The 8,340-nt window shown below is 63.9% G+C and carries 12 protein-coding genes; 2 read left to right on the top strand and 10 right to left on the bottom strand.

The window, feature by feature from the left end:
* The coding region (locus ACLKOZ_RS22145; RefSeq protein WP_436478381.1) for a hypothetical protein at positions 1–266 on the top strand (266 nt) is incomplete at its 5' end.
* 251 nt (positions 267–517) lie between these two features.
* Here the strand turns inward: ACLKOZ_RS22145 and rpsN are convergent.
* The 6 genes from rpsN to ACLKOZ_RS22115 all read right to left on the bottom strand — a co-directional run bounded on the left by rpsN (position 518) and on the right by ACLKOZ_RS22115 (position 4,113).
* Positions 518–823 carry a 30S ribosomal protein S14 gene (gene rpsN / locus ACLKOZ_RS22140; protein WP_015938870.1) on the bottom strand — a complete coding sequence of 102 codons (306 nt, stop codon included), beginning with the start codon at positions 821–823 and terminating at the stop codon, positions 518–520.
* A 3-nt stretch (positions 824–826) separates the two neighbouring features.
* Positions 827–994, bottom strand: a complete 168-nt coding sequence (gene rpmG / locus ACLKOZ_RS22135; RefSeq protein WP_013602737.1) for a 50S ribosomal protein L33 — start codon at positions 992–994, stop codon at positions 827–829.
* A complete protein-coding gene (gene rpmB, locus ACLKOZ_RS22130) occupies positions 994–1,230 on the bottom strand; it encodes a 50S ribosomal protein L28 (RefSeq protein ID WP_104043693.1) in 237 nt (78 codons plus the stop codon). Before rpmB ends, rpmG begins: the two co-directional genes overlap by 1 nt.
* Positions 1,231–1,506: 276 nt before the next feature.
* The gene (locus tag ACLKOZ_RS22125; RefSeq protein ID WP_436478378.1) at positions 1,507–2,268 is read right to left on the bottom strand and encodes an SGNH/GDSL hydrolase family protein; all 762 of its coding nucleotides are present in this window, start codon (positions 2,266–2,268) and stop codon (positions 1,507–1,509) included.
* A 15-nt stretch (positions 2,269–2,283) separates the two neighbouring features.
* On the bottom strand, positions 2,284–3,576 hold the full coding sequence (locus ACLKOZ_RS22120; protein WP_436478376.1) for a glycosyltransferase 87 family protein: 1,293 nt from the start codon (positions 3,574–3,576) through the stop codon (positions 2,284–2,286).
* A gap of 57 nt (positions 3,577–3,633) precedes the next feature.
* Complete coding sequence (locus ACLKOZ_RS22115) at positions 3,634–4,113, bottom strand: MarR family winged helix-turn-helix transcriptional regulator (protein WP_337352704.1); 480 nt, start codon at positions 4,111–4,113, stop codon at positions 3,634–3,636.
* A gap of 81 nt (positions 4,114–4,194) precedes the next feature.
* Here ACLKOZ_RS22115 and ACLKOZ_RS22110 point away from each other — a divergent pair, with 81 nt between their 5' ends.
* On the top strand, positions 4,195–4,482 hold the full coding sequence (locus ACLKOZ_RS22110; RefSeq protein ID WP_436478374.1) for a YciI family protein: 288 nt from the start codon (positions 4,195–4,197) through the stop codon (positions 4,480–4,482).
* Here ACLKOZ_RS22110 and ACLKOZ_RS22105 read toward each other — a convergent pair.
* The 4 genes from ACLKOZ_RS22105 to ACLKOZ_RS22090 all read right to left on the bottom strand — a co-directional run bounded on the left by ACLKOZ_RS22105 (position 4,479) and on the right by ACLKOZ_RS22090 (position 8,304).
* Positions 4,479–5,324: an SGNH/GDSL hydrolase family protein gene (locus ACLKOZ_RS22105; RefSeq protein WP_436478372.1), complete on the bottom strand. Its 846-nt coding sequence runs from the start codon at positions 5,322–5,324 to the stop codon at positions 4,479–4,481. The two genes, ACLKOZ_RS22110 and ACLKOZ_RS22105, sit on opposite strands and share 4 nt — an antisense overlap.
* 79 nt (positions 5,325–5,403) lie before the next feature.
* Positions 5,404–6,444, bottom strand: coding sequence for a siderophore-interacting protein (locus ACLKOZ_RS22100; protein WP_436478370.1), 1,041 nt, complete (start codon positions 6,442–6,444; stop codon positions 5,404–5,406).
* Positions 6,441–7,268 carry an ABC transporter ATP-binding protein gene (locus ACLKOZ_RS22095; protein WP_337352701.1) on the bottom strand — a complete coding sequence of 276 codons (828 nt, stop codon included), beginning with the start codon at positions 7,266–7,268 and terminating at the stop codon, positions 6,441–6,443. Before ACLKOZ_RS22095 ends, ACLKOZ_RS22100 begins: the two co-directional genes overlap by 4 nt.
* Before the next feature lies 1 nt (position 7,269).
* A complete protein-coding gene (locus ACLKOZ_RS22090) occupies positions 7,270–8,304 on the bottom strand; it encodes a FecCD family ABC transporter permease (protein WP_337349003.1) in 1,035 nt (344 codons plus the stop codon).
* Positions 8,305–8,340: the final 36 nt, after the last annotated feature.

Below are 8,340 nucleotides of genomic sequence, written 5' to 3'. Positions count from 1 at the left end.
CTTGGCACACTATTGAGTTCTCAAACAACAGACACACCCGGCACCACCACAACCAAACAACAGCCATGGATCGCTCCGGAGCAACTTTTCAAACTTACCCGGTTTCCAGCCCCGATGCAAATCCGTATTTCAGGATTCATATCGGCAGGAACCCGATTCCCACCTCATTGAGGCACTCTAATGAGCTACCAGAATTTGGTCTTGAATTTGGGGGTTTGGCCGCCCGCGGTAACCAGCTCTTCGCTGTCTCCCTCGCGGCGACTTAGAAAACAATACACCCACTCAACCCCCACCGCAAATCCATCCTCGAAGGGGTCCCAAACCCCGCCGTTGCGCGCCAGGGCGGCCCACTGGGGCACCCGGCCGGCCAGCCGCCGTCGTACTTTCCTCCTGTGGGCTGCAACACAGCAATCCAGCCGTGTGCGTACAGCCCGGGAGGGCTGCGCCTAAACGCAGAAGGGCCGGCAACCAAATGGTTGCCGGCCCTTCTCAAGCAGCTGGAGTCAGCGGTGCTGAATTACCAGGAAGACTTGGTGATGCCCGGGAGCTCACCGCGGTGAGCCATGTCGCGGAAGCGAACACGGGAGATACCGAACTTCTGGAAGGTGCCACGGGGACGGCCGTCGATGATGTCGCGGTTACGCAGACGGATCGGGGAGGCGTTGCGGGGCAGCTTCTGCAGGCCGAGGCGTGCAGCTTCGCGTGCTTCGTCGGTTGCGTTTTCGTCAACCAGGGTCTTCTTCAGCTCGAGGCGCTTTGCAGCGTAACGCTCAACGATGACCTTGCGCTGCTCGTTGCGAGCAATCTTGGACTTCTTAGCCATGGTTTAGCGCTCCTCTCGGAATTCGACGTGCTGGCGGATCTTGGGGTCGTACTTCTTCAGAACCATGCGGTCCGGGTCGTTACGACGGTTCTTGCGGGTTACGTAGGTGTAACCCGTGCCCGCAGTCGACTTGAGCTTGATGATCGGACGTACGTCCTTGTCCTTAGCCATTAGAGCTTCACTCCCCGAGCAAGGATAGAGGCGACGACTACGTCGATGCCGCGTACGTCGATGGTCTTGATGCCCTTTGCAGAAACCTGCAGCGTGACATTACGGCGCAGGGACGGAACCCAGTAGCGCTTTTTCTGGATGTTCGGATCGAACCGACGCTTGTTGCGGCGGTGCGAGTGCGAAATGCTGTGCCCAAAGCCCGGCTCGGCTCCGGTCACTTGGCAGTGTGCTGCCATGACTTCTCCTCAAAGAATTGAATGTAATGATCCGCATATCTGCTGCAGGATCATGCGTGTAAGTGCGACCCAAAGTGATCAGGGTGAACGGTTAGTCACGCAACTTGAGCCCCTAACTACCGGCTACCCTGGAGAAATTTACCGGGCCACCGGAGCAATTGCGCACGCTCCGCGCACTTAGCGCCTACCAAGTCTACGAGTTCGGGCAATTAAAGACCAATCCCGGCCGCGATGGTGTATAGGCGCCTCCTGCCACACCATTCCGGATTCCCCGGTTTAGGGTCGTATCAGCTGGGCATATTTCGGCGCCAGGCCGTCGCCGGAGGACTTGCCCGTAATGCGGCGGACCACCCACGGGCCGGCGAATTCCTTGACCCAACGGGCATTGGCGCGGAGGGCGTCCACCCGGCCGAGCTCGGGTACCGGCGTCATGGGAGGGACCTCGATCGAGTGGTCGTGTTCGAGCACATCCAGGACGCGCCTGGCCATGTTTGCGTGCCCGGCGGCCGACATGTGCATCCGGTCCTGGGCCCACATTCCCCAGTCGTAGTACTCGTTGAAGCGCCAGTAGTCCACCAGCAGGGCGCCGTGGTCCCCCGCTATTCCCCGGACGAGCTCGTTGTAGATGGCGGTGCGTCCCCGCATGGTGCTGAAGACCTTGGAGCCGCGGGCGTCGAACCCAGTGAACATGACCACAGTGGCACCCGTGGCGCTCAGTTTGCGGATCCCGTCGTCGTACTCGGCCAGCAGGTCGTCGATGTCGATCCGTGGCCGAAGGATGTCGTTGGCTCCGGCATAGATGGTCACCAAGGTGGGTTGAAGTTCGACGGCGGCGTCCACCTGTTCGGCCATAATCTGGCGGAGTTTCCGGCCGCGGATGGCAAGGTTGGCGTAACCGAAGCCCGGGTTCGCTGCGGCGAGTTGCTCTGCCACCCGGTCGGCCCACCCCCGGACGCCGTTGGGCCGGGTGGCGTCCTCGTCCCCGACGCCTTCCGTGAAGGAGTCACCAAGAGCTACGTACCGGGCCGAAAAATCCATAGCGTCAGTGTGCCATCAGTTGCTGGGAGCAACCAAGTGCTGTTCCGATCCGGGTTCGGTAATGGCCGGTTGGCTGCGCCGGCCCGTTTGCAGTGGTCGCGCCATCCTGGACAGAGCCACCACTGTCCACCACAAAAGCATGACCAGCAGTGCGTTGCGCACCGTCAGCAGCAGGGCGGCCCCGGGATTCAGGGCATAAATCAGCTGCATGTACAGCAGCGGATAGACAAGGGTGGTGAGGACCGCAATCGCGCCGACGGAGATTGCGGGCACGGCCCATTTCCGACCACTCATGGCAACGCCAACGCTCACCACAGCAACGAGCCACAACATGAACTGCGGGGAGCCCACCTTGTTGAACACGATCATGGCGGAGACCAGGGCCAGGGCACCGACCATCAGGACCTCTTGGCGGGGAGCGCCCCGGCGGACAGCGGCAAGGATGAGGATGGCGATGAGCAGCAGGCTGGCGCCAAGGAGGGGGTTCATCAAAGCACCCACTTGATCCGCCAGTTCGCCGCGGATTTCCATCGTCTCGATCGCAAAGTTCGGGTGCACAACAGTTCCGAGGCCCAGGACGGCCTGCCAGAGTCCAGGGGTGGTCAGGGGAGCCTCAAGCTGCATGCCCCGTTCGCCGTGCGCCTGGATGAAGCCCAGCAGGTTGCGGGAGCCTCCGCCAGCTAAAACTCCAGCCACCATGAATGCAGACACTGCGGCGCCAGCCAGCACAACCTTGAGCCATGCTTTGCTGGACAAGACCAGGGCGAGCACCACAGCCGCGGGCCAGACCTTGATCCAGGTCGCCACGGAAAGCACAGCGGAGGCAATCGCCGGGTGGCTGACGGCCAGCACCAGGCCGACTACCACTATGGGGGCGGATACGCCGTCCACCCGCGAGAAGCTGAGAGGACCCAGCACGGCGGTCAGGATGATCCATAAATATGCCGCCTGCCAGCCGAATTTGATTGCCGGGTGTGCCAGGAGCGACGCCACGGCCCCTAAGTTCAGGACAGTGCACAAAAGAAACCACCCGAGCATGTACTGGCCTGGCCCAAAAACGCTGGCGGCAAGCATGGGGAACATTGCTCCGATCGGGTAAACCCAGGGAACGTCGACACCTTGCCAGGTGCCTTCGTCCAGGCCCAGGAAAGCCCAGTCTCGGTAAAGGCTGACATCCTCGTACGTTTCCCCCGCCGCGATGCGCGGAGTGAGCAAGAGCAGGAACAGGAAGTGCATGGCGACAAAGGCGGCCAGGACGCTGCTTTTTCTAGCTAAGAAGTCGACGGGACCAGGCTTTTGTGCGTGCATGGAGAAGCTCTCTGTTCAGAGTTTGTAGGCGGGGAGAAGCTGGATTGCCGGTAACGTTCAGGATTCGCGGAGGATCCAGTGGTCGTCATCCAGGCGGGCCACGATTTTCTCGCCGATCCTCGCCAGGTCCGCCACGTCCCGCTCCGTGAGCGCGTCGAGGAACTTCGCCCGGACGGCTTCCACATGTCCAGGTGCGAGCGCCACCAAGGTTGCCATGCCGGCGTCGGCCAGGTGCGCCGTGGTGACTCGTGCGTCTCCCGGGTGCGGCCTCCGCTCCAGCCAGCCGCGCTTCTCCAGCTTGGTGACCACGTGGGACAGCCGTGACAATGAGGAGCTGGTGCGGGCAGCAAGTTCGCTCATGGGGAGGAAACGTCCCTCGGCCTCGGAGAGCATAGCCATGACGTTGTAGTCGAACAGCGAGACTTTGCCTGCGGCGTGCAGCTGGGTATCCAGGGCCGCCGGGAGCATGGTGTTGATGCTCAGGAGGGCCAGCCAGGCACGGCGTTCATCGGCGTTGAGCCAGCGCGGTTCGGTCATGTGCTCATTGTAGAAGCTGCAGGTGGTTGAGAGTTCAACTGACGCACGGGTGCGGTGGGCGCGTCCCGGTAGGCTGACCCTATGTTTGTTGTCTCGTTGACCTACAAGGTGCCCCAGGACATCGTGGATTACCACCGTGCGGCCCATATGGCCTGGGTCAAAGAAGCGTTCGACGCCGGCGTCTTCCTTGCGTCCGGACGCCGGGTTCCCGCGGTGGGCGGCGTGCTGCTTTCAAGCGTGGACCGCGCCACCCTTGATGCGTCATTGGCCCGGGACCCTTTCTTCAGCAACGGTGTGGCCGAGTTCGAAATCATCGAATTCAAAGCCACCAGCGTGGCAAAAGGGTTCGAGAACCTGCTGGACGCCTAGGTAGGACGGGCCTGCGCCGGCTGTTCCCCAACAATTTTCTTCAGGCCGCCCTTCCGAGGCACCGTCACCGGCTCGGGCCAGCGCGGGCTGAGGGCATCACCCAGGGTAATGCCCCTGATCTTGCGTCCGAACAGTGGCAGGACCCAGTCATTGACCCAGCGGCGCTGGCGCCTCTCCCATTCGCGCAGGCTGGGCCTGGCGGGCGGGTCCCATTCCTTGGGCTTGATCTTGTGTGGAACACCCAGCTGATCCAGGACCTGTCCGGCCAGATACTTATGGCCTGCTTTGGACATGTGCAACCGGTCTGAGTCCCACATGCGCCGGTCGTGGAAAGCGTCCAGGCACCAGTAATCCACCAGGACGGCGCCATACTTCGCAGCAATCTCCCGCACACCCTGGTTGTAGACAGTGTTCCGCTTCTTCAGGGGTTCCAGGAGGGCGGAGACCTTGACGTCGAACCCAGTGAACAGCACCAGCGTGGCACCAGTCCCGGCGAGGCTGGCTACCAGTTTTTCGTAGTCCTCCATCAGCGCCGCCATGTCTGTACCCAGGTCCAGGATGTCATTTCCGCCGGCGTACAACGTGACAAGCGTGGGCCGCATCGCCAGGGCGGGTTCGAGCTGTTCACCAATGATCTGCCGGAGCCGCTTGCTCCGTATGGCGAGGTTGGCGTACCTCCAGCCAGGCTCAGCCTTGGCCAGTTTCTCGGCTACCCGGTCTGCCCAGCCCCGCACGCCGTTGGGCAGGCGTTCGTCCCGGTCCCCCACGCCCTCCGTAAACGAGTCCCCCAAGGCGACAAAGACACGCCGCCCACTTGAGGGAAGCAAAGAATCAGCGCACACCCCGCCACCCTAGGCAACGAAGACAACGCCTGGGTTAACGGCAAGCGACAGGAAGTGAGAGAGGGTCTTGGAAGCGAGGCTAGAGCTCGGCCTTGCCCTGGCGCCAGTAACCCATGAACGCGACCTGCTTGCGGTCGATCCCAACGTCCCGCACGAGGTACCGCCGCATGTCCTTGATAACGGCCGCCTCCCCGGCGATCCAGGCGTAGAACGGCATGGCTCCAGCTGGCATGTCGGGGTTCTTGGTGGCCTCGATCTCGGCAGTCTCCATCCGCGCGGGAGTTTCCCAGAGGATGTCCACGTCCACATTGACGTCCTCAGGCTCCGGGCCTGCGCCGCCGTCGGACTCTTTGATGCCCACCCAGCCCGGAACGGGGACGGCCGCGCGTACTGCCTGCTGCAGCAGTTCGCCGTGCGGGCGGGAACGGCCGATCGCCGCGCCGCGGGCCAGCCAGGTGATCTCGACGTTGGCGTCCGTCTTGAGGTCAAGGAAGTCCCCTGCCTGCGGCACTTCCAGGAAGGCGTGGCCGGTCATATACGGCGGGAGGCTTTCGAGGATGGCCGAAATGGCGGGGACCGCGGTTTCGTCGCCTGCGAGCAGGACGCGCTGGGCCATGCCGGGCCGCCATTCGATGCCGCCATAGATCTCGGCGGTGTAGCACTGGGCGGCCCGGTTGTTGGGGCCGATGATGGTGATCGCATCGCCCGGCTTGGCGTTTTGGGCCCAGTTGGCGGCCGGACCTCCGTGGCCGTCTGCGTCGAAATGCATCACGAAATCGACGTCGATCTCCGGGTAGACCGAATCCAGCCGCGATTTCCGGACAGTGTAGGTCCGCATGGAGCCGCGCACGGCTGGGTCCATGGCCAACCATTCGCGGTACCAGCCCGCCTGCGTCATTTCGAAGGCCGGCAGGGGAAGCTCCGTGCCGTCCTCGGCCAGTGAAGGAATCATCAGCTTGATCCGCAGGTCCAGGGTGTCCCCGTTCACGCCGAAGTCACGCAGGCAGTATCCGCCGAAGGTGATCCGGCGGAAGTTGGGGCCCAGCTCTTCCACGGAAGAGACGGTGACTTCGAACGCCAGGGTCATGGGCTCGGTGGCGGCGACTTCGCGGGTTTTCATGAAACGAGCTCCAATTCGGTGGCGGTGGCGTGGTGACGGCCGATGGGAATGATCAGTGGCGTGCCCGAGACCGGATCAGGAATCACCCGGGACTCCAGGCCGAAGACGGTACGGACCAGCTCTTCGGTGACAACGGTGGTGGGGTCGCCCAAGGCCACCACTTCGCCACCTTTCATGGCGATCACGTGGTCCGCGTAACGGGCGGCAAGGTTGAGGTCGTGCAGGACGATGGCCACCGTGGTACCGCGCTTGCGGTTCAGGTCCGTGACCAGGTCCAGGACTTCCACTTGGTGGGCCAAGTCCAGGTACGTGGTGGGTTCATCCAGCAGCAGGACGTCGGTCTCCTGGGCCAGGGCCATCGCGATCCAGACGCGCTGGCGCTGGCCGCCGGAGAGTTCGTCGACGTTCCGCTCAGCGAGTTCCAGCGTTTCTGTGGCTTCCAGCGCCCGTTGCACCGCGAGATCATGGTGTGACAAGTCACCCGGGCTCCAGCTGCGGAAGAAGCCCTGGTGCGGGTAGCGCCCGCGGCCCACGAGGTCGCGCACGGCGATACCGTCCGGCGCCGTGGGATGCTGCGGCAGCAGCCCCAGGGTGCGCGCCAGTTCCCGGGCCGGGCGGGAGTGGATGTCCTTGCCGTCCAGCGTCACCACGCCGCCCGCCGGTTTGAGAAGGCGTGACAGGCCCCGCAGGAGCGTGGACTTGCCGCAGGCGTTGGCGCCCACGATCATGGTCACCTTCCCCTCCGGGATTTCCGCGGTGAGGCCGTCCACGACGCAGCGCTGGTCGTACTTCAGCGTGAGGTCCTGGGCGCTAAGAACCGCCATGTCAGGCATCCTTTCGGTTGGCCGTGACCAGGAGCCACAGCAGGAACGGGGCACCAAGCGCGCCGGTGATTACGCCGACGGGCAGCACGGTGCCGTCCAGCAGCAAGGGAGCAAGGTTGGCCGCAAAGTAGTCGGCGGCGAGGACAATAAGAGCGCCAACCAGGGCCGACGCCGGGAGGCTGGCTTTCCGGGTAAAGCGCCTGGCGATGGGACCGGCGAGGAAGGCGACGAACGAGACCGGGCCGGCGGCCGCCGTCGCCACCGCAGCGAGTCCGACGGCGGTGATCACCACGGCGAGGCGGGTGAACCCGACGCGGATTCCCAGCCCGGCCGCGGCGTCGTCGCCGAGTTCCAGGATCCGCAGCGGACCGGCGAGGGCGATGACTGCAGGGACCAGGACCAGTAGCGCCAGCGCCAGCATGCCGGCACGCTCCCAGTTGGCCGAATTGAGCGATCCGTTGAGCCACACGAGCGCGTCCGCTGCCGTGCGGATGTCCGCACGGGTCATTAGGAAGTTGACCACCGCGTGCAGCGCGGCGGCGATGCCCACTCCGGCAAGGATGAGGCGGCTGCCGGCAGCGTTGCCCCGGTTGCCCCCACCGGAGCCCAGCGACGGTCCACGGGAGATGGCGTAGATGAGCGCCGCGATGCCCAGCGCACCGCCGAGCGCCGCGCCGGACACTGCCGGCCCGGTGGCGCCGAAGACCACGATGGCGGTGACGGCTGCCGCGCTGGCGCCGTAGCTGATGCCGATCACATCGGGGCTGGCCAGCGGATTACGGAGCATGGTCTGGAACAGTCCGCCGGACAGGCCGAAGGCGGCGCCGATCATGATGCCGATGACCGCCCGGGGCAGTTTGTTCTCCATCACGATAAAGCTGGCGCCCGGTATCCTTTCGCCGCCGGTGAGGTGGGCGATCAGGATCTTGAAAAAGTCCGGCACGGTCACGGTGTAACTGCCCAGCAGGATGGTTGCGGCGAACAGGAGGACGACCCCAAAGGCCAGGACGGCGGTCCGCCAGTGTTGCGCTATCAGTTTTGGTCGCTTAGACCCTGTTTTGGCAACCGGAAG

This window comes from Arthrobacter sp. R4 (assembly GCF_051365025.1).
In the GTDB taxonomy this organism is placed as follows: Bacteria; Actinomycetota; Actinomycetes; order Actinomycetales; family Micrococcaceae; genus Arthrobacter.
This window is presented reverse-complemented; position numbering and strand designations above follow the sequence as displayed.

Bases quoted from the DNA above. Each gene is read 5' to 3' on its own strand.
- ACLKOZ_RS22100 (WP_436478370.1), bottom strand. From the start codon at position 6,444: ATGAAAACCCGCGAAGTCGCCGCCACCGAGCCCATGACCCTGGCGTTC.
- rpsN (WP_015938870.1), bottom strand. From the start codon at position 823: ATGGCTAAGAAGTCCAAGATTGCTCGCAACGAGCAGCGCAAGGTCATC.
- ACLKOZ_RS22120 (WP_436478376.1), bottom strand. From the start codon at position 3,576: ATGCACGCACAAAAGCCTGGTCCCGTCGACTTCTTAGCTAGAAAAAGC.
- ACLKOZ_RS22110 (WP_436478374.1), top strand. From the start codon at position 4,195: ATGTTTGTTGTCTCGTTGACCTACAAGGTGCCCCAGGACATCGTGGAT.
- ACLKOZ_RS22115 (WP_337352704.1), bottom strand. From the start codon at position 4,113: ATGACCGAACCGCGCTGGCTCAACGCCGATGAACGCCGTGCCTGGCTG.
- rpmG (WP_013602737.1), bottom strand. From the start codon at position 994: ATGGCTAAGGACAAGGACGTACGTCCGATCATCAAGCTCAAGTCGACT.
- ACLKOZ_RS22125 (WP_436478378.1), bottom strand. From the start codon at position 2,268: ATGGATTTTTCGGCCCGGTACGTAGCTCTTGGTGACTCCTTCACGGAA.
- ACLKOZ_RS22095 (WP_337352701.1), bottom strand. From the start codon at position 7,268: ATGGCGGTTCTTAGCGCCCAGGACCTCACGCTGAAGTACGACCAGCGC.
- rpmB (WP_104043693.1), bottom strand. From the start codon at position 1,230: ATGGCAGCACACTGCCAAGTGACCGGAGCCGAGCCGGGCTTTGGGCAC.